The 26,511-nt window shown below is 31.1% G+C and carries 30 protein-coding genes; 11 read left to right on the forward strand and 19 right to left on the reverse strand.

The window, feature by feature from the left end:
• Positions 1-101 precede the first annotated feature (101 nt).
• Positions 102-1,085 (reverse strand): hypothetical protein, encoded by a 984-nt coding sequence (locus tag H6411_RS05575; protein WP_216083662.1) that lies wholly within the window; start codon positions 1,083-1,085, stop codon positions 102-104.
• 314 nt (positions 1,086-1,399) lie between these two features.
• Between H6411_RS05575 and H6411_RS05580 the strand changes: the two genes are divergently transcribed.
• Positions 1,400-2,020 carry a hypothetical protein gene (locus H6411_RS05580; protein ID WP_216083663.1) on the forward strand — a complete coding sequence of 207 codons (621 nt, stop codon included), beginning with the start codon at positions 1,400-1,402 and terminating at the stop codon, positions 2,018-2,020.
• A gap of 119 nt (positions 2,021-2,139) precedes the next feature.
• Positions 2,140-2,394: a hypothetical protein gene (locus tag H6411_RS05585; RefSeq protein ID WP_216083664.1), complete on the forward strand. Its 255-nt coding sequence runs from the start codon at positions 2,140-2,142 to the stop codon at positions 2,392-2,394.
• 2 nt (positions 2,395-2,396) lie between these two features.
• Here the strand turns inward: H6411_RS05585 and H6411_RS05590 are convergent, their stop codons facing one another.
• The 4 genes from H6411_RS05590 to H6411_RS05605 form a co-directional block, all read right to left on the reverse strand.
• Positions 2,397-3,383 carry a hypothetical protein gene (locus H6411_RS05590; protein ID WP_216083665.1) on the reverse strand — a complete coding sequence of 329 codons (987 nt, stop codon included), beginning with the start codon at positions 3,381-3,383 and terminating at the stop codon, positions 2,397-2,399.
• A gap of 306 nt (positions 3,384-3,689) precedes the next feature.
• Positions 3,690-4,670: a hypothetical protein gene (locus H6411_RS05595; RefSeq protein WP_216083666.1), complete on the reverse strand. Its 981-nt coding sequence runs from the start codon at positions 4,668-4,670 to the stop codon at positions 3,690-3,692.
• A gap of 330 nt (positions 4,671-5,000) precedes the next feature.
• A complete protein-coding gene (locus H6411_RS05600) occupies positions 5,001-5,957 on the reverse strand; it encodes a nucleoid-associated protein (RefSeq protein WP_216083667.1) in 957 nt (318 codons plus the stop codon).
• A 21-nt stretch (positions 5,958-5,978) separates the two neighbouring features.
• Positions 5,979-6,140 (reverse strand): hypothetical protein, encoded by a 162-nt coding sequence (locus H6411_RS05605; protein ID WP_216083668.1) that lies wholly within the window; start codon positions 6,138-6,140, stop codon positions 5,979-5,981.
• A gap of 1,214 nt (positions 6,141-7,354) precedes the next feature.
• On the opposite strand from H6411_RS05605, the gene H6411_RS05610 reads away from it, so the two are divergent.
• Both H6411_RS05610 and H6411_RS05615 read left to right on the forward strand, forming a co-directional pair.
• Entirely contained in the window at positions 7,355-7,861 is a 507-nt protein-coding gene (locus H6411_RS05610) for a hypothetical protein (protein ID WP_216083669.1), read from the forward strand.
• A 121-nt stretch (positions 7,862-7,982) separates the two neighbouring features.
• Positions 7,983-8,486, forward strand: coding sequence for a hypothetical protein (locus tag H6411_RS05615; RefSeq protein ID WP_216083670.1), 504 nt, complete (start codon positions 7,983-7,985; stop codon positions 8,484-8,486).
• Positions 8,487-8,511: 25 nt separating this feature from the next.
• Here the strand turns inward: H6411_RS05615 and H6411_RS05620 are convergent, their stop codons facing one another.
• From H6411_RS05620 to H6411_RS05655, 8 genes are all read right to left on the reverse strand, one after another.
• Positions 8,512-9,498, reverse strand: coding sequence for a hypothetical protein (locus tag H6411_RS05620; RefSeq protein ID WP_216083671.1), 987 nt, complete (start codon positions 9,496-9,498; stop codon positions 8,512-8,514).
• A gap of 103 nt (positions 9,499-9,601) precedes the next feature.
• Positions 9,602-10,591 carry a hypothetical protein gene (locus tag H6411_RS05625; RefSeq protein WP_216083672.1) on the reverse strand — a complete coding sequence of 330 codons (990 nt, stop codon included), beginning with the start codon at positions 10,589-10,591 and terminating at the stop codon, positions 9,602-9,604.
• Between the two features lie 107 nt (positions 10,592-10,698).
• The gene (locus H6411_RS05630) at positions 10,699-11,694 is read right to left on the reverse strand and encodes a hypothetical protein (RefSeq protein ID WP_216083673.1); all 996 of its coding nucleotides are present in this window, start codon (positions 11,692-11,694) and stop codon (positions 10,699-10,701) included.
• A 167-nt stretch (positions 11,695-11,861) separates the two neighbouring features.
• On the reverse strand, positions 11,862-12,527 hold the full coding sequence (locus H6411_RS05635; RefSeq protein ID WP_216083674.1) for a hypothetical protein: 666 nt from the start codon (positions 12,525-12,527) through the stop codon (positions 11,862-11,864).
• A 68-nt stretch (positions 12,528-12,595) separates the two neighbouring features.
• Positions 12,596-12,826 (reverse strand): hypothetical protein, encoded by a 231-nt coding sequence (locus tag H6411_RS05640; protein ID WP_216083675.1) that lies wholly within the window; start codon positions 12,824-12,826, stop codon positions 12,596-12,598.
• Positions 12,827-12,844: 18 nt separating this feature from the next.
• Positions 12,845-14,020 carry a restriction endonuclease subunit S gene (locus tag H6411_RS05645; RefSeq protein WP_216083676.1) on the reverse strand — a complete coding sequence of 392 codons (1,176 nt, stop codon included), beginning with the start codon at positions 14,018-14,020 and terminating at the stop codon, positions 12,845-12,847.
• Between the two features lie 125 nt (positions 14,021-14,145).
• Complete coding sequence (locus H6411_RS05650; protein ID WP_216083677.1) at positions 14,146-14,847, reverse strand: hypothetical protein; 702 nt, start codon at positions 14,845-14,847, stop codon at positions 14,146-14,148.
• Positions 14,848-14,886: 39 nt separating this feature from the next.
• Positions 14,887-15,861 (reverse strand): hypothetical protein, encoded by a 975-nt coding sequence (locus tag H6411_RS05655; RefSeq protein ID WP_216083678.1) that lies wholly within the window; start codon positions 15,859-15,861, stop codon positions 14,887-14,889.
• A 331-nt stretch (positions 15,862-16,192) separates the two neighbouring features.
• Here H6411_RS05655 and H6411_RS05660 point away from each other — a divergent pair, with 331 nt between their 5' ends.
• Genes H6411_RS05660 through H6411_RS05675 form a run of 4 tightly spaced genes read left to right on the forward strand, consistent with a single transcriptional unit; the run spans position 16,193 to position 18,226 of the window.
• The gene (locus tag H6411_RS05660) at positions 16,193-16,729 is read left to right on the forward strand and encodes a hypothetical protein (protein WP_216083679.1); all 537 of its coding nucleotides are present in this window, start codon (positions 16,193-16,195) and stop codon (positions 16,727-16,729) included.
• Positions 16,730-16,736: 7 nt separating this feature from the next.
• Positions 16,737-17,216, forward strand: a complete 480-nt coding sequence (locus tag H6411_RS05665; protein WP_216083680.1) for a hypothetical protein — start codon at positions 16,737-16,739, stop codon at positions 17,214-17,216.
• 7 nt (positions 17,217-17,223) lie between these two features.
• Entirely contained in the window at positions 17,224-17,724 is a 501-nt protein-coding gene (locus H6411_RS05670; protein WP_216083681.1) for a hypothetical protein, read from the forward strand.
• 7 nt (positions 17,725-17,731) lie between these two features.
• On the forward strand, positions 17,732-18,226 hold the full coding sequence (locus tag H6411_RS05675) for a hypothetical protein (RefSeq protein ID WP_216083682.1): 495 nt from the start codon (positions 17,732-17,734) through the stop codon (positions 18,224-18,226).
• 41 nt (positions 18,227-18,267) lie between these two features.
• Here the strand turns inward: H6411_RS05675 and H6411_RS05680 are convergent, their stop codons facing one another.
• From H6411_RS05680 to H6411_RS05700, 6 genes are all read right to left on the reverse strand, one after another.
• Entirely contained in the window at positions 18,268-19,503 is a 1,236-nt protein-coding gene (locus H6411_RS05680) for a restriction endonuclease subunit S (RefSeq protein ID WP_216083683.1), read from the reverse strand.
• Between the two features lie 77 nt (positions 19,504-19,580).
• A complete protein-coding gene (locus tag H6411_RS05685; protein WP_216083684.1) occupies positions 19,581-20,606 on the reverse strand; it encodes a hypothetical protein in 1,026 nt (341 codons plus the stop codon).
• Positions 20,607-20,848: 242 nt separating this feature from the next.
• Positions 20,849-20,974, reverse strand: a complete 126-nt coding sequence (locus H6411_RS05960) for a hypothetical protein (RefSeq protein ID WP_369408507.1) — start codon at positions 20,972-20,974, stop codon at positions 20,849-20,851.
• 95 nt (positions 20,975-21,069) lie between these two features.
• Positions 21,070-22,356, reverse strand: a complete 1,287-nt coding sequence (locus H6411_RS05690) for an N-6 DNA methylase (protein ID WP_216083685.1) — start codon at positions 22,354-22,356, stop codon at positions 21,070-21,072.
• Positions 22,357-22,845: 489 nt separating this feature from the next.
• Positions 22,846-23,835 (reverse strand): hypothetical protein, encoded by a 990-nt coding sequence (locus H6411_RS05695; protein ID WP_216083686.1) that lies wholly within the window; start codon positions 23,833-23,835, stop codon positions 22,846-22,848.
• 236 nt (positions 23,836-24,071) lie between these two features.
• Complete coding sequence (locus tag H6411_RS05700; protein WP_216083687.1) at positions 24,072-24,470, reverse strand: hypothetical protein; 399 nt, start codon at positions 24,468-24,470, stop codon at positions 24,072-24,074.
• 168 nt (positions 24,471-24,638) lie between these two features.
• Between H6411_RS05700 and H6411_RS05705 the strand changes: the two genes are divergently transcribed.
• The 3 genes from H6411_RS05705 to H6411_RS05715 form a co-directional block, all read left to right on the forward strand.
• Positions 24,639-25,397 carry a hypothetical protein gene (locus H6411_RS05705; RefSeq protein WP_216083688.1) on the forward strand — a complete coding sequence of 253 codons (759 nt, stop codon included), beginning with the start codon at positions 24,639-24,641 and terminating at the stop codon, positions 25,395-25,397.
• Positions 25,398-25,399: 2 nt separating this feature from the next.
• The gene (locus H6411_RS05710; RefSeq protein WP_216083689.1) at positions 25,400-26,200 is read left to right on the forward strand and encodes a hypothetical protein; all 801 of its coding nucleotides are present in this window, start codon (positions 25,400-25,402) and stop codon (positions 26,198-26,200) included.
• Between the two features lie 4 nt (positions 26,201-26,204).
• Positions 26,205-26,511 (forward strand): hypothetical protein (locus tag H6411_RS05715; protein WP_216083690.1); only part of this gene is annotated, 307 nt, incomplete at its 3' end.

The raw sequence follows: 26,511 nt of genomic DNA on the forward strand, positions 1-26,511 counted from the left end.
GAAATTAGAAATGATGTTGATAGTTGTTTTTTCGTTTTTAAAGTGTTAATTGGTAGAGGCAAACTTTGAAAAAAATAAATATTTTGAATGAATTAATTAGTTTATTTTCCTTCTGCAGAACAGTACCTTAAAGCATCTTCTTTTTCATCTGAGGAACTATTTTCTTTTTCATAGAAATTTTTACATATTGAATTTAAAGATTCTTGTTCCAATGCACTATCTCATCCTTTTTTGGCCTTCTTAAATTCATTACTTAAGGGAAAAGCGCTGTTTTCATCAGCTTTGTCTTTTTGGAACCTATATTTGTACGATCAGTTTCATCATGCTTCACTCCAGTCATAGACTACATATTTGTCTTTCTCGCTAACTTTTATATTTGCAATATCAGATGCTTTTTTCTTAGCTTGAGAAAGTGTCATATAAGTTATTGTTTTTTCATTTGATGAGTCATCTTCAGTAGGAAAAGTCGCTTTTTCTGAACTTGAAATTTTTTTATCATCATTGGTTTCTTCAGGATTCTTTCCATCTATTGAACAAATTAGTCAGAATAATTCTTTGTATTTGTCATATTTGGAGTAACTTCCATAAATTAGGTAACAGAATTGGTTCATATGTATTTCTGAATTTAGACTTCAAATGACAGACGAAGAAAAGCCCTCAACAAAATTTATTTTTTCAGTGAAAATATCTTGATTTTTCATTATGTAGAATCTTTGTTTGTATATTGATCTTCATCACGCTTCTTCCTTTTTTCAATTAACTAATTTATCTCTGTGTTGTCTAATATGTTTCATTTGAAAGCTCGTATGACTGTCATAAGTACTATCTGAAATTTTTTCTGAAGGAACGCTTGAGCTTTTCCTTGGATCAAAACTAGATTTACTAGATTCGTTATAAGTTACTGCTTTAATTTTTTTTCTGACAGGTATTACACTTCTGAAATCTTCGTTGTCGAGAGTTATTACTTCATCAAATTCTTCATTTTTAAATAAATAGAGTCTTAAGAACTCATTAATAGAAACACCAAGAGCTGAGTTTCCTCCTCCAGCTGCAACAGCTATTGTGATTTTGGTTTCTGTAAGCATTATTTTTGGTTTGCTCCATTTATATGGGAAAGTAAATATGAGTTCTTAAATTTGATTTATCGCTGTTTTCTTAATATTTAGGAGGTTTGTTTTTTATTGCGTTTATGTTTTGAAACTAGGAGAAGAAATAGCAGTTTTTAGATTTATTTTTTGATTTTTATATAGGGATTTTTTGGAATTAGAAATGGAGTTAATAAGTGTTGTTTTTAGTTTAGATGATAAATAAATCCTTTTATTACAGAAACTTTTTTATTTTTTTTCAAGAAAAAATTTTCTTTGTTACTTGTTTGTGCATAAGTGGGCGAAAACTAAAAATGGAAATTACAAAAACAAAATTAGGAAAAGGAGCGATATCTCTTCTTGTTATTCCTCCAACTATTTACTTCTGTGTAAGGTTAGGAATGGCTAGTTCACAAACCTATAAACCTTTCTCTCCTAACTCTGCCTCTAACTTCAAGACACCAACAGGATCTAATGAGAAACTTCCTGCGTTATTGAATAAATCAACTTCTGTCTATCAAAAATACAAACATGTGATTCTGCAACCTATAGAAACAGGAAAAACTCCTAAAGATGAATATGATCAACTATTTCCTAAATGACAAGAGAAATGAAATTATTTGAAGACAAAATTAGACGATAAATACAATGACTATCCAAATACATATTTGCATACTATAAGCAATCAAAAAGATAATGAAGCTACTCTTTTAGCTGGTTTATGTTGATATGCTTTTGCTTCTGATACTGCAACTATTGATGAGCAAAAACATTGAAAATTAACCCATTTAAGTAATCTTGGCTTTGTTACTGATAAATATCCTTCCGAAGACGAAGTTGACCATTTTTGGGATGTAATTTGAGATTTATGTTCTGACTGAGGAGATTATCAGCAACCAGTAAGTAAGCCAACTAGTTGAGGAAAAGTATTGTAAAAAAGAGATATATGCCTATAATGCTGGTTTTAAGATTTTTATAACTATATAGGTGTTATTTAGTTCAATAGAAAATTAAAGCGAGAAAAATAAATATTCCTATAGAAGAATTAGCTGATTTGATTTTTGATGTTTATTGCCCGAAGGAATTATTTGACAATGACAAGAACATCAAACAGAAATTTATTGATTATTTCAATCAAAGAAATAAGACAACAATAGTTAATTATGAAGTAGTAAGGGTAATGATTTTGGAGATATTAGAGAAAGAGATTGTTCAATCAAAAAATAAGAAAATAAAGCTTTCTTTTTTTGATCCCTTGTTCAGAGACTTAAACGAATATGAGATTACTGCTAAAGAGTTTGAAGATTAGCTTTATTTTCCTTCCGCAGAACAATACCTTAAGGCGTCCTCTTGTTCATCTGCGGAAATACTTGATTTTTCATAGAAATCTTTGCATACTTTATTTAGTGATTGGTTATTTAATTTATCATCTCAGTCTTTTTCAACTTTTTTAAACTGTTCACTTAAAGGATAAGCGCTGCTTTCATCTGCTTGATCTTTTTGGAATCTATATTGGTAGGATCATTTCCATCATTCTTCGCTATAGTCATAGACTATATATTTCTCTTTCTCGCTAACTTTTATATTTTTAATATCAGATTCTTTTTTCTTAGCTTGTGAAAGTGTCATGTAAGTTATTGTTTTTTTATTTGTCGTTTCGCCCGGGGTTGGAAAAGTGGCTTGTTCTGTTTCTGAAATTCTTTTGTTTTCTTCTTGTTCTTCTGGATTTTTGCCATTTATTGAACATATCAATCAGAATAAGTCTTTGTATCTGTTGTATTGTCGAGAGTTGCCATATATGAAATGGCAAAACTGATTCATATAAATAGCCCTCGAATTTAAACTAGGTATATAGGTAGCACTGAAACCATAAGCAAACTCTATTCCCTCTATATTGATGTCTTGATTTTTCATAATGTAAATCCTTTGATCGTATATTGATTTTCATCACGCTTCTTCTTCTCTTCCGTTGACTAATTTATCTTTGTGGTTAGAAATATGACCCATTTGTCATGGAGTATGACTTTTAAAAGTGCTGCTTGAAATCTTCTCTGATGGTGTAGTTTTGCTTTTTCTTGGATCAATACTAGATTTACTGCCATTTGTATAAGTAACTGTTTCAACCCTTTTTCTTGTAGGCATTATGCTTTTGAAAGTGTCGCTATCTAATGTAGATAATTCATCAGAATCCCCTGTCATAAATAAGTAGAGCCTTAAGAACTCATTGAAATAAATACCAAGAGCTGAATTGCCACCGACAGCGGCAACACTTAATGTAATCTTCGTTTCCTTTAGCACGTATTTATATTGAGGAATAAATATGAGTTCTTAGATTGAACTTGTCAGTTGTTTTCTTATTAATTAAAGAGGTTTGTTTGATGTTGTGTCTCAATACCTTGTCTCAATACCTTGTCTCAATACCTTGTCTCAATACCTTTCATAGTTTTTGAAAAATCTCAGATGGTAGTTTTTGAATTTATTTTCGATTTTTTATATAGAGCTTTTATTGAAATTAGAAATGATGTTGATAGGTTTTTTTAGTCTTTAAAGCACTAACTGAGAAGAGCAAACTTTGATAAAAATAAATATTTTGGGCGAATTAATTTATTGTTTTTCTGCAGAACAATATCTTGAGGCGTCTTCTTTTTCGTCATTAGAACTATTTGTGTTTTCGTAGAAATCTTTGCATACTTTATTTAGTGATCCGTCTCCTAATTGATCATCTCAGCCTTTCTGTACTTTTCTAAATTTTTCACTTAAAGGATAAGCACTTTCTTCATCTTTCTGATCTTTTTGCCATACATATTCGTAGGATCATTTCCATCATTCTTCGCTATAGTCGTAGACTACGTATTTACTTTTGTTTATAGATCCGAATTTATTTTTATCTGTTGCTTTCTTTTTGGCTTGATCTAGAGTCATGTAATTTATCTGTTTCATTTGGCTGTTTTTAATTGGAAAATTTGCTGTTTGCATTTGCGAAATCCTTTCACTTGAATTCTTTTCTTCAGGATTAACTCCATCTATTGAACAGATTAATCAGAATAGATCTTTATATTTTTTGTATTGGTAATTACTTCCATAGATTAAATAGCAAAATTGATTCATATAAATAGCTCTCGAATTTAAATCAGGTATATAGGTAGCGCTGAAACCATAAACAAACTCTATTTTCTCTATATTGATGTCTTGATTTTTCATAATGTAAGTTCTTTGTTTGTATATTGATTTCCATCAATTGTCATTCTTTCTCCCGTCAACTAATTTATTTTTGTGACTTGAAATATGTCACATTTGTCCTCTTGTATGACTTTGATAAGTGCTATCTGAAATTTTTCATTGAGGATCACTGCTACTTTTTCTTGGATCAGAGCTATTTTTGGTAGACGATTTGTAGATTACTTTTTCAACTTTTTTTCTGGCAGTTTTTACAATTTTGAAAGCATCATTGTTTGATGTAGATAATTCATCAGAATCGCCCGTCATAAATAAGTAGAGTCTTAAGAATTCATTGAAATAAATACCAATAGCTGAATTTCCACCTATAGCAGCAACGCTCAATGTAATCTTCGTTTCCTTGAGCACGTATTTATATTGAGGAATAAATATGAGTTCTTAAGTTGAATTTGTCAGTTGTTTCTTTGTTAATTAAAAGATTGATGTTGTGTTTCAATACGTTGTTTCAATACGTTGTTTCAATACGTTGTTTCAATACGTTGTTTCAATACGTTGTTTCAATACGTTTCATTGATTGTGAAAATCCTAAATGGTAGTTTTTGAATTTATTTCCGCTTTTTTATATAGAGATTTTTTTGAAATTAGAAATGGTGTAGATAGTTATTTTTTTTGATCTTAAAGTGGCAATTAAATAGGTAAACTTTGGCAAAAAACAAATATTTTGGTAGATATATCAGTTTATTTTCCGTCTGCAGAACAATATCTTGCAGCGTCCTCTTTTTCATTTTGATCTTTATTGTCTTTTTCATAGAAATCTTTGCACGCTCTATTTAGTGATTGGTTTTGTAATTTATCATCTCAGCCTTCCTGTACTTTTTTAAACTGTTCACTTAAAGGATAAGCGCTGCTTTCATCGGCTTGATCTTTTTGGAATCTATATTTGTAGGATCATTTTCATCATTCCTCGCTATAGTCATAGACTACATATTTATTTGTCTGAATATTTTTAAATTTACTTTTATCTGCTTGTTTCTTTTTTGCTTGTTCTAGAGTCATGTAAGTTATCGATTGCGTTTGTTCGTTTTCAGTAGGAAAAGTTGCCTTTTCCATTTTTGAAATTTTTCCATTTGAACCTTTTTCATTCGGATCTTTACCATCTATTGAACACATCAACCAGAATAAGTCTTTGTATTCTCTGTATTTAGATGCATTACTTGAGACATATTTACAAAATTGATTTATATGAATTGCTTTACTTAAACTTCGAATAGGCTCCTTAGAAAATCCTTTTTTAAACCGTACTTTTTTTGCAGCGATGTCTTGATTTTTCATTATGTAGATTCTTATTTCGTATATTGAATCTCATCATGCTTGTTCGTCTTGTGCATACGCTAATTTATTTGAATATCTCTTAGGTTCACCCATCATAAATGCAGAATATGGCGACATCGTTTGTGTTGTAGCAGTTGTACTTTTTCTTGGATCAACATTGGTACTATTGCCTTTATAAGCTACTGTTTCAGTCTTTTTTCTAATGGGCGTTACATTGAAAGAACTACTATCTAATGTAGATAATTCATCAGAATCACCCGTCATAAATAAGTAGAGTCTTAAGAACTCATTGAAATAAATACCAATAGCTGAATTTCCGCCTATAGCAGCAACGCTCAATGTCATTTTTGTCTCTCTGAGCATTGTTTTGGTATGAGTGTGTACTTATATTGAGTAATAAATATGAGGGCTTAAATTTGATTTATTAGATGTTTTCTTAGTAATTAAATAGGTTTGTTTATTGTGTCTCAGTATTGTGTCTCAGTATTGTGTCTCAGTATTGTGTCTCAGTATTGTGTCTCAGTATTGTGTCTCAGTATATTTCACGACTCTCAAAAATTTGAAATAGTAGTTTTTGAATTTATTTTCGATTTTTTATGTAGGACTTTTATCGAAATTAGAAATGATGTTGATAGTTATTTTTTTGTTTTTTAAAGTGTCAATATAGCTAGGTTTATCTAATATTTCTGGTTAACTTGCTTATATAAAACTTTTTTCTAGTTTTTCATAGAAATCCATGTTTTCGAACAAGACTTCAAATTTAGAAAAATCAAGCTTATTTTCTTTTTTAATTAAATCTTCGACAGTAGAATTTTTAATATTTTCTTAATTTTTATTTTTGAAGTTTTGCTGTCGAAAGCAGTTACTTTTAGTTTGGCATCAAAGTAAGATATGAATCTATCTTGAACAGTAAGTGTGTGACCCAAAACTTCTGTGTTGTGCTTAGATAGTTCTTTTTTATCTAAGCATTCTTAAAAAATAATTTCTGCCAGTTTTTCTAATGAGACTTTCATACATTTAATAAATATGTGAACTTAGTTTTTTCAGGACTTAATTATTCAAAAATCAATATTTAAAGATTCAGAGATGGCTATACAAAAGATAGATTTGCCTTTTATATTGAAACAACTTTATTGATTGGAAAAGTTCTGAATTTCAATACTTCTTTTTAGCACCTTAACTTGCATTCCTTTTGTTACAGGTTGATTTAATGTGAACAATATTTTTTCTCCTTCTTTTATTATCGTTTACGCTATTTTTTGAATTGTCGCTTTTTCTGTTTTTATATTAGACCTCTTTAAATGCTTTACTCTGAAATCCAACATAAATTTCATACTTGAAGTCAATTCACAGGATCTAAATTCTGAGGAAGTTAAACTGCTTAGAAAAATAAAAAGAGGGATTATTTCTATACTGATTTCAGTTCTAATAGGAGTTTTTGTCAGAGCAACTATTTATATATTGTTTATTTTTGCATTTCTAACACTTAACCCTTTCACAATATTGTCTGTTATAGAAGCTGGGATGGAGCTATTTCTTAGAGTAGTTTTCATTTTTGTTATCAATAAGAATGTTGATAGAACTAACTTTTCCTATGCAGCAAAAAGAGAGTTATTTGTAAAAAATCAAATTTAGAAAAAAGTAGTTAGTTATCTTGAAATTAAAGCAATAGAAATTATCGATTTTTCTTTATTTTTTTTAAAGTAATTATTAACTTAGAAAAATGCGATAGGATTTCTTATATATGTTTCAAAAATTTAATGACTACTTCTAGTAAATTATTAGTCGGGGGTTCTGCAACTACTTTAGCTGCCGCTGGTACTGGCGTTGTTGTTTGAAAAACTCAGGGCTCTTCAATTAATACTTCAAATCATCAAATACCACCGGGTTTATTGGAGCAGATTGGTGATCAATTAAGTTCAGAAGGACTTACTTATAAGGGAACAGACAAGAATTCAATGAAAGAGAAATTAGGGGAATCGGATTCTGCTTGATACCTAAATGCTAAAAATAATGCTCGGGAAATAAACGTTTTTTTAAAAATACACGATAATGATACATCAAAATATGTAACTACTGATGATGTAGATTCTGCTGTTAAAAAAGATGCAAATGCATTAGAGAAAGTTTCAGTTTGAATTACTAATTGATGTGAATGGGTAAAAGACAAAACAAAAAATGATTTGTTGAAATTTGGTTTAGGAGAAAATTATTTAGAACGTGTTCCAGAACTTTTTAAAAAATTATGTTTTGCCAAAGAAACCTAATTTAATTTGTTAGGTGCTTAATTTTTGTTCTGTTCACTAGAACAGAAAATTTGTAGTTAAAGGTTAATTTTTTGCTTTTAAATGGTTGTTGTTTTCTGTTAAACTTTACGGTCTTTATCGTATGTCAGGAAAGAGCTTTAGTCAAACAGATGTACCTTTCATACTTAGGAGGTTGCGCTCTCTGGAAATATTTTGACTTGTATGTTTCATTATTGCTTCCATTATGACTTCTATTTCATTCTTAGGAAACAAGCTTGGTTTTTTAATCATACCTCTTTTTATTATTGCAGTAGTATTTGCTATCGGCGCCTTTATAGCCAACATAATTAAGTGCTACAAGTTGATTTCTAACGTAAAGTTTTTTATTATTTCCAATAATCCAGATGTAAATTCTGGAGAGTTAAAGGTATTGAAAAAAATCAAGGGGGGGGTTAGTTTAATTTTGATTTTTGTTATTGTTGCATTTATTTTTAATCTTGTTAGGGGAGCGCTTATTAAAGATACAACGGCACAGGCTTATGTATCGATTGCTGTTGTTCTTCTTGAAAACTTACTAAAAGCGATATTCGCTTTTGTTATTCATCAGAATATTAAGAAAGAGAATTTGTCTAGTGAAGATGATTAAGCTTAATTTATAAGTAGCAGATAATTTAGTTATTTTTTTCTCCTTCTATAGAACAATACCTTCAGGCATCTTCTGTTTCGTTATCAGAATTGGAACTACTTTCGTAGAAATCTTTACATACTTTATTTAAAGAGTTGTCGTTTGTTAGTTTTTCATCTCAGTTAACTGTTATGTTTTTGAATTTGTCGCTTAATGGAAAAGCACTGTTTTCGTTAGTTTTGTCTTTTTGTAATCTATATTGATAGGATCATTTCCATCATTCTTCACTATAGTCGTATACTACAAACTTGTCTTTGTTTACTTTAAATCTATCTTTATCTGCTTGTTTCTTTTTGGCTTGTGATAAGGTCATAAATTCAATTTCTTGTTCTTGGTTGTTATCTGTTGGAAATTTAGCCTTTTCTGCTGTGGATATGATTTTTGTTGCCTCTCTTTTTTCAGATGGTCTTTTTCCGTCTTCAGAGCAAATTAATCAGAATAAATCAGTGTATTTGTCGTAGTGTCAAGCGCTACCGTAAACTTTGTAACAAAATTGGTTTATGTAAACTTCCTGTTTTAAATCTCAAATTATGCTTTTGTCGAACCCTTCTTTGAATCTCACTCCATCACGAAAGATATCTTGATTCTCTAGCATGTACATTCTTTGCTTGTAGATTGATTTTCATCAATTTTCATTTTCTTTTCAGTTAGCTAATTTATTTCTATGGGCTTTTACTCTTCTTAAATCTCAAAGTGTATGGGTTGTATATGTACTATCTGAAATTTTTGAATTAATAGTGTTTTTGGAAGATCTCGGATCAAATGAAGTTTTTTCTCCTTTTAATTTAAATGCTTTAGGTTTTTTCCTTGTTGGGGCTATTAATTCAATAGAAGTATTGTCTATAGTCTTTGTTTCCTCAGAAGTTTCTATATTTAGTAAGTACATTTTTAAAAATTCATTAATTGACACTCCTAATGTCGCATTTCCTCCTGCAGCGGCAACTGTTAGGGTAATTTTTGATTCTGTAAGCATTTTTTTGGTTTTTAAAAAGGTTGTGCGAATTTATCCAAGAAAATAATTTTTTCTAAATTTAATTTATTTTTTGGAGAATAAATATCGTCCCTTAAATGTTTAATTAGTCTTTTTTGCCTGTTGCAGAACAATATCTCCAAGCGTCTTCTGTTTCGTCTGATTGTTTTGGTTCAGCTTCATAGAAATCTTTACATACTTTGTTCAGGGCAGTTGATGAATTTAGCGATTCATCTCAACCAGAAATTACTTTCTTAAATTTTTCAGTCATAGGAAAAGCATTATCTTCGTCATTCAAGTCTTTCTTTAATCTGTATTGATAAGACCAATTTCATCATTCAGGTTTTCAGTCGTAAACAACAAATTTATTTTTTTCTGTAACTTTTATTCTTTCTATATCTGATTTCTTTTTCTTAGCTTGTTCAAGTGTCATGAAGATAATTTCTTGTTCGGAGCTACCTTCTGTAGGAAAATTTGCTTTTTCAGCTTGTGAAATGATTGATCCAGAATTATTGTTTTCAGGGTCTTTTCCGTCTATAGAACAAAGTAATCAGAACACATCTTTGTATTTGTTGTATTGAGTAGAGCTTTCGTACATCAAATAACAGAATTGATTTATGTGAACTTCTTGATTTAGATTTCAAATTACTTTTCTGCTAAATCCTTCTTTAAACTTCCAATCTGAAGTTGAAAAATCTTGATTTTCTAACATGTATTTTCTTTGTTCGTAATTTGATTCCCATCATGATTTATTTTCTTTTCAAATTATTAATTTGCTTTTGTATTTCTCTATGTGTCTGGTTCTAAAAAGAGGATGATAATTGCTAGCATAACCCATATTCATTGTCGCTAGACCTGTATCTGCAACTGTTCTAGGATCAAATGGTTTTTTGCTTGATTCATCGAAAGATGATGCTTTCGGTCTTTTTCTTTTTGGAGCTATGGTTTTTATCTCATAGTTTTCAAGAACAGATACTTCCTCTGATTGATCTAGGCTGAGTAGGTATATTTTCAGTAACTCATGTCCGGAAACACCTAAAAATGAGTTAATTCCTACAACAGCAACACCTATTGTTATCTTAGATTCGGTAAGCATAATCCCTATTTTTTTGGGGTTTCTGCGTTTATCTAAGAAAGGCTACTTGCGAGATTAAATATGAATTATTAGAGATTTTTGACGAATGATTGGTGGACTTTTAGGAACTAATTAGATTGTTTGCCTTCAATAGAACAATACCTTCAAGCATCTTCTGTTTCATCATCAGAACTGGAGCTACTTTCGTAGAAATCTTTACATGCTTTATTTAAAGCAGTTTCATCATTTGCTTTTTCATCTCAGTCTTTTGTGATTTTTCTAAATTTCTCACTAAGAGGAAAAGCGCTGTTTTCGCTTGATTTATCTTTTTGTAATCTATATTGGTAAGATCATTCTCATCAATCTTTTTTTCAGTCTCAGACAACGAATTTATTTTTTTCGGCAACCTTAATTTTTTCTTTATCTTCTGGTTTCTTTTTTGCTTGTTCTAAAGTCATGTAAGTGATTTCTTTTTCTCCAGAATTATCTATTGGGAATTTAGCTTTCTCAGCGCTAGAAACTTCTTTTTCGGGTTCATCTTTCTCTGGATTTTTTCCGTCTATGGAGCAAATTAGTCAGAATAAATCTTTGTATTTATTAAATTGCGTGCCACTTCCATAGAGCACGTAACAAAATTGATTAATGTAGACTTCTGATTTGAAGTTTGTGTATCAAATTACAAGACTGCTAAATCCTTCTTTAAATTGCAATCCATCTGTAGAAGAAGCACGATTTTGTATCATGTATTTCCTTTGTTTGTAAGTATTTTCTCATCAATCTTTATTTTCGTTTCATATTGGAAGTTTTGCTCTGTATTTGCTTATGTGAGATAACTCATAAGCCGTGTGACTTATATAGCTACGACTATTAATGTTTGTTGGATTAGTTCCTTTTACTGCTCTTGGATCTAAATTTGATTCACTTCCTTCCTTAAAAGAAGCAGTTGCAACTTTTATTCTTGTGGGTTGTATAGTTTTTATATTGTCATTGCCAACAAATTGAACTTCTTCTGATTCATTTCTACCTAACAAATAAATTCTTAATAATTCATTTATAGAAACTCCTAAAGCAGAGTTACCTCCAGCAGTGGCAACCGCTATCGTAATTTTCGTTTCTGTAAGCATGGCATATATTTTTTTGGCTCCCAATTATGTTTTTCATATCAATAAATAAGAATTTTTTATTTAATTATTAGTTTTTCAATTACCTACGAGGTGTACTTTTTGCAATAACAGTTTTTAAGTATCTAAAAGTTAATTGTGTGGATATTGAAATATATTGGATCTTTGGCTTATTTTTGATCATGTCAATTAGATTTACTGCTTGATATTTTTTGTTGATACGGCCAACTTGGATCTATACTTTCATCATTTTCAGATATAGAACAAGCTACTCATGCATCTCGGAAATATCTTGCTTCTTTTTCATCTTGTTGAGTTGCACTGTCCTTATCATTTAAAAACTTCTTAACCATTATTTGTCAATGATTCTTATGATCTGATTTACCAAAGACAAATCTGGATAGGTTTCTACATTCTTGATAGAAGTTTTTCATGAATTCTTGTACTGAATCTTGTGTATCAAGAGCTTTGATTCCTTCTTTTGATTTATCTTCGCTTTCTGGCTTATTCTTCAATACATTTTCAGCTATTAACAAATTGAATCTATAACTTTTTAAAGAATCTCTCTCTTTATACAGTTTTGCGAACCTATCTCTTCAATCGCCTCTTTTATTTTCTTCTAGTTGCTCATAATTTTCTGCAGTTGTATCCCTCAATTTACTTCCAAAAATTTCTTTAAATGTATAGCTAGTCTGTCGATTCGAATTTACTTTGAATGTATTATAAAAATTTTCTGATTGTAGTTTGCTTTTTACTTGTGTTGTAGTGGCTGCACTAGATGAAATAACCGCTACTGCACCGCCTCCTAGTTTTGCAGCTGGTGGAATTAGTTGCATGTTAGATAGAAGTTCTGAAAATTATTAAGTTTTTTTAACTGGGGGGCTTAATCGCTTTTATTGAAATCTTATAAATTAAAGAAACTTTTGTCTTTTTCTTTATTTTCTCTTTCTTCTCATCCTCATAAATTTTTATGAGTTTCTTTTAATGGGTCACTTTTAGGTTTTGGCTCCTCATCTTTTCTTTCTGTTTCAATTTGCTCTGTATTGTTTGATGATTTGCTTTGTGATATTCAATAAGAACTTCCAATAGTTGTGGGAATCACTATAGTTCCTGCAGCAATAGCTCTGCTATTCATAGAGTTATTTTCTGAGAATTAGTTATTGTGTCCAGTAATTAATAAATCTCTGTAGTACTCATATCTCTTATTAGCTAATTCAATCTCTCTCGGTATTCCTTTTTCTAAGTCTTCGCATAGCTCTCTTAGTTTATCTAAAGAATTAGCTATTTGTTCTTGGATTTCTAAAGGAGGAAGGGGGATTTTTAGTTTTTTAATATTTGAAGAGTATAGATGAATTACCGCTTCGCCTGTTGCAAATTTTGTTTTTTGTTTTTTAGATTCATGAGTAGATAGTGCATAGGCTAAATACTTAGGATTTTGATGGTGTTTTAGAACTAGGATATCTGCTCCAGCAATTGCCTTTTCTGAACCTAAATAAGCACAACAATCTCCTATTGTTCTTACTATTTGGCTCGATGTTACGAATAGTAAATCCCCATATTCAAAGTATTTAGGGTTTTTTATTAAAGATGGATTAATTTTGAAATTGCAACAATCGAACCAAACAGAAAAAGCATTTGATATGGATCCAGGTGTTGTGCATGGATAGTCTCCACTTCCTATTTGTGAATTAGTTACTCCAGTCCCTCTATAGATTTCTGTAGCGATTTCTCCTAAAGTCTTATATTCTCCTCATTCTTTCTCAATTACATCCGAGATAAGTTTGTTCAAATAATATTCATATTGTTTTTTTCTAAGCTTGAGTTCGATTTCTAATTCCCTAACTAATTCCCGAAGTACATCCAATATTTCAGAGATTTGTTCTTGGATTTCAATAGAAGGAAGGGGAATTTTTATTTTTTGTATTTTGTAGGCGCTTAAACCAAATACTTTCACTCCTTGGGCAAGATTCATTTTTTGTCTTTTAGATTTATTTGCGGATAAAGCATAAGATAAGTACTTAGGGTTTTGGTTGTGCTTTATAATGGTTATTCCATTTCCTACGATTATTTTTTCTTGCCCTAAATAAACACAAGATTTTCCTATATCTTTTAAGTTTTCTCCTGTTGAAGTGATTAATAAACTTCCATATTCACAATATTTGATGTTGTTTATTAATTCAGGATTTATTGATGAAATGCATTTGTTGAAGTAAATATCGTAAGTTGTATATATTTCACCGTATCGGATACAGGGATATTTTCCTTTTTCTATTTGTGATTTAGTAATTCCGCTTCCTCTATAGACTTCAGTCGCTATTTCCTCCAACAATTTCCATTTTCAACCCCCCCTCTAATTAATTGATTTAGTAGAGTTGTAATTGACTCCATGTACTAGTTAGAGTCTAATTGATAGATCTTACTTAATAGTCTTAATTAAAAAAATTAAATTTATTTTTAAATGTGCTTATCAAGTTCTCCGTATCATTTTCCGCCCGACTTTTCATTATCTTCAATTTCTTTTCCATAAGGTCATTTCCTATCTATTCTTCTTTCGGTCGCACTTCCACTTTCAGAACAACTTACTCAAGCATCTCTAAAGAATCTTTCTAATTTTTCTTCTAATTGTTGTTCTGGATTTTTTATAAATTCCAATGCTGCAGTTTTGTAGTGATTCGGATCAGATTTTTTCCCACGTACAAATCTAGAAACTTTTCAACAAACGTTATAAAATTTTTTCAAGTTAAGTTTTACTTTCGCGACTTCTTTTAATTCTTCTACTTCTTTTTTTGCCTTTTCTCTTCTATACCACACACTTTCTATATTATGTTGACTAGCTTTCGGAAATAAATCTTCCGGAAATAAAAGATAGAAGTGTTTGTTTCTTAATTTGCTTTTATAAGCGTAAGTTTCAGCGAATCTTGTTCGTCAATTCTTTCCTACTTGTTCTTTTAATGACTCATAATTAGGAGCATCAATATGCATCAAGTTCATTGTAAGAACATTTTTTAGGCTGTAATTCATTTTGTTTCATCCGTAATCATAGGATTCAGAGGAGAAGTCTCCTTCTGTCGAAACATTCTTAATTCCATAAGTAGCAGCAGCGCCTGCTACTATTGCTGTTGTTCCTCCTGCTGCTTGAGCTAAAGTTGTGTTCATTAAGTTTGAAAATGAGATTTTATCAATTGCTGCAAGAAGCTAGGAGTTTATTCCAGCATCAGAACAGTATCTTCACATGTCTTCTGTTTCATCAGCAGTTCGACCATTTTTTGCATACAGTTCTTTACAAATGTTGTTTAGAGAGCTGTTTTCATTGGACGCATTTTCTTCTCAACCTTTTGTTGCATCCTTAAATTTTGTAGTTAGAGGAAAGTAGCTATTTTCATCTTTTCTATCTACTTCCAATCTGTTTTTGTAAGATCATTCTCATCATTCTTTGTTGTAGTCGTAGACAATGAATTTGTCTTCTTTGTTATTTAAGTTTCAAGTGTTGGTTTTCTTGGATTGTTTTACAGTTAGGTAAGTTATTTCTGTTTTCGCGCTTCCCGAAGTAGGTAGTTGAGCTTTGTTTATTTCAGTGATTCATTTGGAGTCATCTTTCTCTTCAGGATTTTTCCCATCTATGGAGCAGGCCAATCAAAATAGATCTTTGAATTTTTCAAAGAATGTTTTGTGATCATAAGCAACATCACAAAATTGATTTAATGCAAATTCATTATTGGTTAATCAAGCTTTGTCCGGTTTGTAACTGCTAGTTATTTTTGAACCTTTAAATTGTGGATGATTTTCTAGTATGTATTTTTTGTGTTCATAAGATTTTTCTCATCAAGTTTTGTTTTCAGGTTTTCAACTAACTAATTTTTGTGTATAGCTACTGATGTGAAATATGTGGAAAGCAAGGTAGTTGTGGTTAGCTTTTACTACTCTGGGATTTACTTGCGTGAAATTTCTGGGATCTAATTTTCCTTTAGAAGTTAATACTGCAGTGTTTTTCTTTTTTCTAATTGGTTTTATATCTTCTATATATGTGTTGTCTGCTGGTGATAAGCTTTCATCATCTGATTGAACTTTTCACATGAAAGCTTTTAGTAGTTCATAGTCAGCTGTTGTTGTAAATATTCCGTTTCCTGTTATTGCTGAAATAAGGGTTATTTTGTTGGAAGTTATGCTCATATTGTGGCAATTTAGTTAGGACGACGTCCTTATAAAGGGTTTGCGGCAGAGAAGAATAATTTAATTTGCATTTGTTAATTTTTTGATTGATTTGGTTTTTAAAAATAGAACAAAATTTGCAGAATTATTCGTGTTTTGACTAGATGATTTATGAGAAATAAGCTTTATGGTTTGATATTGGCAGTAAAGCTGATACAGTGTCAGGTTGAAGAATTCTAAAAAAATACTTCTAAATATTCTTACGACTGATTGGTTTTAAAAAAATATTTGAAATGTTTTTTAATGCGTTTACTTTGACACTAAGAGAGCGGAATCAGAAAATCAGTAGTTTATGTCAACACAAGTAATAGCTGGGGCTGCCGCAGGAGCAGCAGTGATAGGTGGCGGAGGAACGCTTGCAGCATATGCTGCTGGCGCTTTTGGAACTGGATGAGAATCAGAGACTTTTGAAGAATATGCAAAATCTTTAAATCTTAAATATGTGGGAGAGACTGGAACAACTTCTCCAGGAGCTTTACCGGATAAAGCAAAAGTAAAGTCAAAAATTGAGAATTCTACTAATGGAGCAGAATACAGAAAAGTCCTTGATGATCATTGAGATGCTATGGAATCAAACGATGTTAAGGAAAAAGATAGACCAACAAGAACAGGCAAGCAAGGAAATTCTGTGTTTCCTTCTGGTACTAACGATAGAACTAAAGATGAAGAAATAGCTGGTTGGGTTGTTTCATGATGTAGTGCCGCCAAGGATATGAGAGCAAATATTAAGAAAGTTAAAGGAGCGAATAAAGAATGAAATACTGATCTCTTAAATAAGAATGCTAAGTGGCAAGCGTTTAAAGCGGTTTGCTTTGAGAAAACCACCTAAATAATTTATGTCAACACAAGCAATAGGAGCTGCAGCAGCAGGAACATTGGTAATAGGTGGTGGCGGCACACTTGCAGCATATGCTGCAGGAGCATTCAATGGCGAGTCTACTTACGACAGTTTTCAGGCTTATTTTGATGCTAAGTTAAGTGAAACATATACATATACAGGAAATCACTCAGACTTGAAAAATAAGATGAAAGTTAATTTAACAGGAAGCGACAAAGAAACTTATAAGTCAGAATTAAAGAAGATTATTAGTAAAGAAGTAGTAGGAGAGTCTGTTTTAGATACAGATGTAGATGGGGCAGAAAGTGATGATACTAAGTTAGGAAAAGTTTATGGAAAGGCAAAAACATGATGCGAGGCAACTAAAGCAGTTAAGTTGACACCTACTCAAAATAAAAAATGGAACGAAGCTAATGTTCAGTCTCATGAAGATTGAGCACCATTTATGACTGTTTGTTTAGAAAAGAAACCATCATAAAAAATATATGGCATCACCAGCAGCTGTCGGAGCGGGAGTGATTGGCGGATCAGTAGCTGTGGCAGGAACTAGTTATGCTGCTTATACACAGTTAAGGCCTTATGATGATTTTTTAGACTATGCAAATAGAAATTGGTATGTATATATAGGAGGAGATGAAGAGAAAATTGCAAGTAAGATAAAAGGCGATCCTAGTACAGAAGATACAAGTAATTCGTATAAAGTAGCCTTAAAGAAAATTAAAACCTCATTGAGAAAAGATGCATCAGGAACTTCTACTTCTTTAGATGACGATGATATAGATAAAGCTGGAAAAAGTGGAGAGACTGAATCGGAAACGAAATTAACTTTAGTTAAAGGGGCAGTAAAAGTTTGATGCGAAGCAAATAAGAAAAACAAACCAGCAGAAACAGATGGAAAAATAGATTGATCAAATGAAAAAATGAAAGAAAATGAGAATTGAAAAAACTTTGCTGCTGTTTGTTTGGAATCTACAAAGAAAAATTAATTAGGTTGTGTCTACACAAGCAATAGGAGCTGCAGTAGCTGGAACAGCAGTAGTAGGAGGTGGAGGAGCGCTAGCTGCTTATGCTGCGGGCGCATTCGATGGAGAAAAAAACACTAAGACACCTGTTAGATATTCGAACTTTCTTGAATATGCAAAAGCAAAGGAACTAGGAAATGAGATTTTTTCTGAGTCTGATATAGGCACAAAATTGAGTAATAAAACAGAAACTCCAATTTACAAAGACACTATAAAAAATAGTATTGAAAAGATGAATTCTTCTGTTGAAGGGGCAACTAAGCCCGAAAAAGGAGATTTTGAAAGTGCAGTGACTGATAAGGATGATGCAATAAAAAAATTCACTCACAAATGATGTGATGCTGTTTCTAAAAAAACAAAAACAGGTGGAAGCTCTAATGAAGGTTGAACTGAAGATGAAATAACTAGTGATCCAGAATTTACTCCTTTCAAAGAGATTTGTCTAAAGCCAAAGACTAGTCGGTAAATTGAAACTATATTCTTAAGAGTATTTGTAGAAGTTAATTGTTATTTATTGAGAATTAGCGAGTCTCTATAGTGCTTATATCTTTCATTTGCTAGCTTTATTTCTTGCCTTATATCTTTTTCCAATTCTTCTGTTAAGGATCTTAGTTGGTCAAGAAAATTAGCTATTTTTTCTTGTATTTCTAAAGGCGGAATAGGTATTTTTATTTTTTGTATTGCTTTAGCTGATATGTTGGCTAGAGTACTTAAAGTTGCTAGTTTTTCTTTTTGTAAGTTTGCTTGTGTAGTGGATAGTGCATAGGCTAAATATCTTGGATTTTGCTTGTGTTTTAGAACAAATAGACCTCAACCAGCTATGCATTTTTTATTGTCTAAATAAGCACAAACTTTAGCTATTTCTTTTGTATTTTCTCCTGTTAGGGTAACTAGTAAATCTCCATATTCACAGTATCTTTTTTTAGGGATTAAATCTGGGTTTATGGATGAGATGCATTTATCGACTTTTATGTTGTATTTTGTGTATATTTCTCCGTACACTATGTAAGGATGAGTTCCTGATCCTATGTGTTCTTTTTTAATTCCGTTGCCTCTATAAATCTCTGTCACTATTTCATTTAAAGTTTTGTATTTTCCTGTTCCTTTGTCTATTACATCTGAAATTAATTTATCTCTATAGTATTCATATTGCTGTTTTCTGAGAGTTAATTCTTTGGATAGATCTTTATTTAATTCATTTTTTGTACTTACCCATAGATCTAGAGTTTCTGTAATTTTTTCTTGAATTTTTATGGATGGAAGGGGAATTATTAATTTTTTAAGTTTTTCGACTGGTAGTCCTTTTACTGCTCCTCCTCTAACTAGGTCATGTATATCTTTTTGTATGCATAAGAGAGAATAGTAGAGGTATTTTGAGATTATTAATTGTGGTTTTATGTTGAATTTGCAGACTGTAGAGCTTATATAGAAATCTTGTTGGTGATTGTTGAAAGCTATTTTTCCTGAACTAGCTCCAGAAGTTGTGATGCATACCTCTCCAGGCTTAAGTAGGAATTTTTTTAAATCTTTTGAATAGTCTTTTTTGTCGAAATAGACTAATTCTTTTGTATTTATTTCTCCATTTTGTACATTCAATACTTTTATTATTGGCAGTCCTGATTTTCTATATTTCTTTTCGTTGAAGCTAAATCCTCTTTGAGTTTCAGCTATTTCTTCTATTGATACACTTCTTATTTGGCCTCCTGAATTTACTTTATTTAATAGAGATTTAACTGTGCCCATGCATTTATGGGAGTTTAGTGAAAGTTATCTGAAAATAAACCAAAAAAAATTTTTTGTGGGAAGCGTTTATTGGGAAATTAGAGGGGTTTAGAGGCGGGTTTTTCTTCTCCTAAGTCTGAGCAGTATCTTCATGCGTCTTCTATTTCTTCTTTTGCTGTTAATTTACCTTCGTAAACCTCTTTACATAATCCATTTAAGTTGGTACTGGTTTCATTTGTGTCTTTATATGAGATTTCTCCTCATGCGCTAGTAACGTTTTTAAATTTTTCGCTTAATGGGAATAGAGTTTTTTCATTGTTTTTGTCTTTCTCTAGTCTTTGTTCGTATGATCATTCTCATCAACTTCTGTTTCATTCATAGACTACGAACTTTTGTTTTTGTTCTTCTGTCATGTTTTGGTTTCCTAATTTTGTGTTTGTTTTTTTAGATTGACTTAGTGTGTAGTATGCGATTTCTTCTGCTTCTGTTGCAGAAATGGGGAAATCAGCTTTTGTTATTGAGATTATTTCTCTTTCTCTAGGTTGTGTATTTGGTTTCTTGCCATCTACGGTACAAGTTAGTCAAAATAGTTCTTCGTGTTTGTGAAATACACTTGGTCATCTGTAAGCTAGATCACAGAATTGATTCATGTATATGACTGAACTGTTTTTAGAGATGAATTTAGGACTATAAGCTCCTTCTAGACTGAAATTTGAGGTAAATACTTGATGTTTAATGATGTATTCTCTTTGTTTGTATGCTTTGTTTCATCAATTTTTATTTATTTTGCTTCAGCTGACTAATTTATCTCTATGTTTTGATATGTGAGATAGGCTGTAACTAGAATAGTCTTTGTTTTGGGCAATAGTTATTGGAGCAGTTGAACTTTTACTTGGCCTTGGATCAAAGGTAGATTTTGTGTTTGCTATAGAAGTAACTGTTTTTGTTTTCTTTCTGATCGGGATTGAATCTTGTAATTCTTCATTATCTGAAAACATTATTTCTTCCTCTTCTTCATAACTTCATAGATATACCTTCAGGAGTTCGTTTGTGATAACTCCAAGAGAAGAGTTGATGCCTATTGCAGAAATAGTTAGTGTTAATTTGGCTTCAGATGTCAACATAAGAGATTTTTTGGATTTCGTGCAATTTATCTCTAATGTTGTAAAAGCTAGAAGTTTTTTTCTTTTTTTTGACTTTTGGCGGTTAACAGTTTCTTTTTTTTGTAAATTAGTGTTTTTTAGGTTCTGTATTGATTAATAAAAACTATTTCGTAGTGAATGATTATTAGAAGTATTTGTGTGCAGAATAGAGGTTAATTAGGTGTATAAATGAACTTTGTTAATTCCTATTAGGGGGAGTGTTTTTAACTACTGGCGCTATTTTCAACCTTCTTTGCTTTTTCGTATTTAACGATAGCGTCTACTCCTATAGCTACACCCGCTACTCCTAAGATAGCTGCAATTATTGTTGCTACTTGTGCTGAACCCATGATAGTTTTAAATTTGTAAGCAACTTTTATCCGTACTTTTCATATCTTTTGCTTTTCTTACAAAAAGTAAAAAATATCTCGGCAGATCTGATTAACTATTTTTCGTTTTTGACTTCATTTTTTCTTTTTTTGTCGATTGCAACAGGTTCATCAAAAGGGGATATGTTTGTAATTGGCTCGAAAATTATTTTTGATTTGGGTTTTTTGGTTGGAGCTATGTAGAGATCTAGAGATAAATTATTTTGATTTTTGATTATTTCTTCTAGAGGTATTAACTTAGAGATGTGTTCTATTTCTGTAGTTTCTTTGTATTTATTTACTATTCAATCTATGTTTTCTTCTGATAATAGATATTGACTGTTTACTTTAATTACTTGTCCAGAGGCATCTATAAATAGAATTTTCTTTTTTTCTCTGTTGGTTTTTATTATGAATATACATTTAGTTTTTTCTCTTCCGTAGAAACAGTTTTTAGGTAGTTTAATTACACAGTCTATTAGGTTTTTTTCTATTAAGTATTTCTTTATTTTGTTAGCTTCTCCTTTATTAGAGGAGAGTATGCTTTCTGGAAAAGTTATGATAAGAGTTGATGTGTTTGTGGGTTCTAGATGTAGTAGACATTTGTATATGAAAGCTAGATTGAATTGGGAGGATATAGTTGGTTGGTTTTTGTTGAATGCAGGATGATTGTTTAAAGAATAGGGATTCGATATTATTCCTTTGAATTTTTTGTTTATTTGTTTTGGAGAAGATCCTGCTAAATACGCATCATTAAGTTGAGCTCCTAGTCAAATTACAGCCATCTTGAATATGCCAAGAGTATCTCTATTTAATTCATGGGCGTATACATATATTTTCTGTTCTTGAAATACATTTAAGAGTCTGGTTAAAAGATAGCCGGAAGCGCTTGTTGGATCGTATATTTCTTGTATGTCTTCTACATTAACTAAAAGTAATTTGATTAGTAAATTAGAAATTGTTTTTGGAGTATAGTTTTCTCCTTGTATTCCGTAATAACTATATAGATCCATCAATTCATCGTATAGTTCTGCAAAATTGATTTCATTCAATCTATAGACTAGATCTATTGTTTCTATTACTTTTTTATTTCTCTCGTTTTCGTTGACTCCTAGTTTTGTGTTGTCTAGATCAACACCATAGAAAAGATCCGAATCTAAACCTTTAAGAGATTTATCTAGTATTTCAGCTGCTTTGTCTGGGTTGTACTGTATTTCTTGAATTACTTTATGAAATAGATAGTCTTCCGATCTTGTTTCTCAAAAACTGTAATATCTCTCTGTTTCTGAGATTCATCTATAGAAGAATAGAGATAGATAGTATCTGAGTTTTCATATATCTATTGCTCCGTTTGTGAGTGACAATTCTCATATCAATTTATGCTCTTCTGGCATTTTTAAACTACATAAATAATATGTTTAATAATATGTGTGTATTAAGTGTAATTTTTAACTTGTAACTTTATCTAGCTTAGAAATTCTACTTAATTGGTTTTATTATTGTTATTTGTTAACCTTTTAGAAGAAAAAGACGTGAGTTTATTGGAGGATGGAAAGACAGATAGAGACAAGAGAACTAGGTACTTGTTCTACATTTTTGCTTTCCTTTTATTTGTAATATTCATTTTGTCAATTGTGAAACTCATAATTTAAAGTTATTTTTGTTTGATTATTTATCATTTTTTATTTTTAGTTATTTCTTCTTAGTTATCTTTCGTTGTAGTTTTTATTAAAGTTTGCGCTTTGTTTTTTAGTGGCTTGGATTGTTTTCATGTTCTATTTAAAAGGTAAATAGATTTCTACATTCTTGATAGAAGTTAGCTTGTCTGTTGGCTTTGGGAAGCGAATAGTCATTTATTTTTCTTCACTTCCTGATGCAGTGCAATATCTGTAAGCATCTTCTAGTTCATCCTGCGACGTTTCTGCTTCCTTTTCGTAGAAGTCTTTGCATACTTTGTTTAAAGAACTTTCTTTTTCCAACGAGATATCTCAACCCTCAGATATTTTTTTAAATTCACTGCTTAGAGGAAAAGCGCTGACTTCGTTTTTTCTATCTTCTTGTAGTCTATTTTTATAAGATCATTCCCATCATTCTCTGCTGTAATCGTAGATTATGAAATTGTCTTTTTTGTTGTTTACTTTTTCGTTTTTTATAGATGTGTTTTTTGATTGTTCTACTGTTAAATAGACTATTTTTTTGTTTGAACTATTTTCTTGGTAGTCTCCTTCGGTTGCTAAAAATTTTTGTTTAGATTGATCTTTTTCTTCTGGGTCTTTTCCATCTATGGAGCAAGATAATCAGAAAAGGTCTTTGTATTTTTTGTAATAATCTGCGTCAAAATAACCAGTGTCGCAAAATTGATTCATGTACATTTCTGTTGATGCTTTGTTGTAGCTGGTGGCAGCGCTATATCCACCTTTTATTTTTAAATTTGAATTTTTAGATTGGACTTGAATTACGTATCCTCTCTCTTGGTAGGCTTTGTCTCACCAATTTCTATTTACTGTTTCTTTGTGAACTAATTTGCTTAAGTGTTCTTTTATATGTTTGCTGTCAGTACTTTTGTTTTGTCTCGAATAGTTACTATCTGATACTGTTTGCATAACTTCTGTTTTTATTTCTTTCTTAAGATCAAATGAGCTTGTGCTTGTAGCTTTGACAGTTTTAGTTTTCTTCCTAAGAGTTTTTATATCTTGAATTGTTATGTTTTCAATAGTAGATATTTCTCCATCTGAATTTAGCCCTGATATGTATCATTGCAGGGCTTCATAGCCAGCTATTCCTAAGAAAGCATTACCTGAAATTGTTGATATAGCTATCGTTATTTTTGATTCTGTAAGCATGGTTTTTCATTGTTTTTTTGGAAGTGCGCGTTGTATAATCCAGAAAGTTAAAAACTGTAAATAGATAATTGGATTTTTTTATTTATGGAAGGCTCTTTTGGTGATATTTTTACGATATTAGACTTGTTTAGAGGTTAGTAATTGTTGATGAGCAGTTTGTGTGTTGATAGTAATTTTTTGTATTAAATAACTTTTTTTTGACGTTGAAGGGAAATTGTAGTTTTTAGAGGTTTGTTTTATTTTGTGTTTTTTCATTCTGACTTTTTAGTATTTATCAAGTTTTGATAAGGCCAGCTTGGATCTATATCATCATCTTTCTCAGAGTTAGAACAAGCTACTCATGCATCTCTAAAGTATCTCGCTTCTTTTTCTTCTGTATTGTTATTTACATCTTCCAGAAATTTTTTAACTATCTTTTTTCAATGGTTAGGATGACTAATTTTTCCGAAAATTAGTTGAGATATGTCTTTACATTCCTTATAGAAGTTTTTTATAAACTCCTGGGGATTATCTTGATTTAAGGCTTTTACAGCTGTTTTTGCGTCATCTTCTGATGTAGGTTTAGTTTTTAAAAAATCTTCTTTGACTAGAAAACTGAATCTCTTACTTTTTATTTCGCTCCTTTTGGAATACATTGTTGCTCATCTGTCTTGTCATTTACTTTGCTCATTTTTTTCTAAATTTTCATAAGTCTCTGCTTTTGTTGGTCTTAATTTACTTCCGAATATCTCGTTAAATTTATAGCTTACTTGTCTTCATGATGAAACCTCAAATTTTTCTTCAAAATCTTCTGACTGAAATTTTTGGATCCAAAGTTAGCTATAGGAGCAGGAGTTGTTGTTTCTGCAGCAGCAACAGGATATGGCGTTTCTTCTTGATTGACTCAGGAGCCAAATAAAGTTCATATAAAAAATGCAGGAACAACAGAAGGGCATTTAAATTTTGATTTTCAACACCATTTTGTAGATGCTTCTGATACAGAAAACGATAAGTGATGAGATTGAGCTTTTAAGAGTAGATATTCAGGAAAAATAGGTTTAAGCACTCAATTTGAGAGTGATATCGGAAATGGCTCACAATTGAAAAGTAAATGTTTAACCGCTTATTCACAAGAAATAAAAACAGAAATACATCCTAGTGACGGAGACACAAATAAAACTCAGTATGAAAAAGACATTTGAACTTTCTGTTCTATAGAAGGAGATAAGCCAATTACTATCGAAGAGGCAGATGATAAAGAGCTAGAATTTAAAACTGGAGGCACGAATGCTAATAATTTTGGAGTAACTAATAAGAAACACGTAATTTCAACTAAAGACGAAAGAAATAATAAGTTTTGAGAAATACAAGCGCAAGCTTTCTTTAAGTCTACTGATGGGTTAGGAAGTAAAGCTACAGATGCAAGCTCAGAGTTTAGCGCTCTTTATAAACACACTGACGAGAAAAAGAAAACAGTCGAAGAATTAAAAAAGACTTGTGAGGACAGATATAAAACAACCTCTGATACTAATAAAGATAAAGAAACCTTTAGATTTTGTTCCTTAAAAGGTAAACAAGATTAATTATGGTTCCAGCAGCTAAAGGAGGGATTGTACTTGTTTTGCTAGCTGCAACAAGTACTGGAGGATATTTCTTATTTAATTCTCAAACAGGAGAAGTGAAACACCCTGTTGTTCTTTCTTCTAGAGATAATTTAACCAACTTTTATGCAGCAGAAAAGTTTGGAAATATTTATTCAATTTATATGGTTGATCCTAACAATGAGGAGAATAAGTGATGATGAGAAAAGGTATATGGAGACTTCCAAAAAGACTTGATTGACGATAATAAGAAAAATGGTTTAAGTACAGAGTTTACAAAAGACAAAATTAATAAAGCTTATGCATCAAGTACAGAAAATGGAGGGAGTAAAGCATTAAATCAAGTTTGCGATGTTGCTTTAAAGAAAACCCCTACTGAATTAAAAACTCCTGATAATTATGAAAATAATGTGTGAACTTATTGTTCCATAGTTAACGCTAAATATAAGTTTGTTGATATTGCAAATGCTGGAAATAAATTAATTTCAGATACGCAACATAAAAATAAAGCTGTATCAGCTGAAAATTCAGACAATTCCTCTTTCTGAGACAGAAGAAACAAAGAGTTTTTTGGAGAAGCAAATAAGGCCGGAACAGGAGAGAATGCTTCAAAGGGATCTATTTTCGAAACTTTATATAAAAGTAAGTCATCAACATCTCCTACTAGCGACAATATAAAACAGAAATGTCAAGAATCTTATAATCTAGAAAAAACAGAAAATAATACACCTCTTAAAGCTACACATGAGGATATTAAAAAATTCTGTTATTTAATTCCAGAGTAGATTTATGACACCACAAGCTGCTGGAGGAATAATCGCAGGAGCTGTTTTAGCAGGAGGGACAGGAGTTGGAGCTTACATGCTTGCCACTCGTGCTAGTGATCCTGTTACTTTAAAGCAAATTTTGGAGAAAACCACTGAAGTTAATTCTGATTACACAGGTACTAGTAAATTAGCTAGTCAAGGAACAAATAAAGATTTTCTAGTAGCTAATGTACAAGAAAACCAAGATTGATGAAATGCTAGGTTTGAAAAATATAAATCGTCTCAAACAAATAAACTTGATTCGCCCGCTTCTGATAATTTTCAGCAAG

Origin of the sequence: Candidatus Mycoplasma haematohominis (assembly GCF_902712995.1) — a bacterium.
Classification (GTDB): Bacteria; Bacillota_I; Bacilli_A; order Mycoplasmatales; family Mycoplasmoidaceae; genus Eperythrozoon_B; species Eperythrozoon_B haematohominis.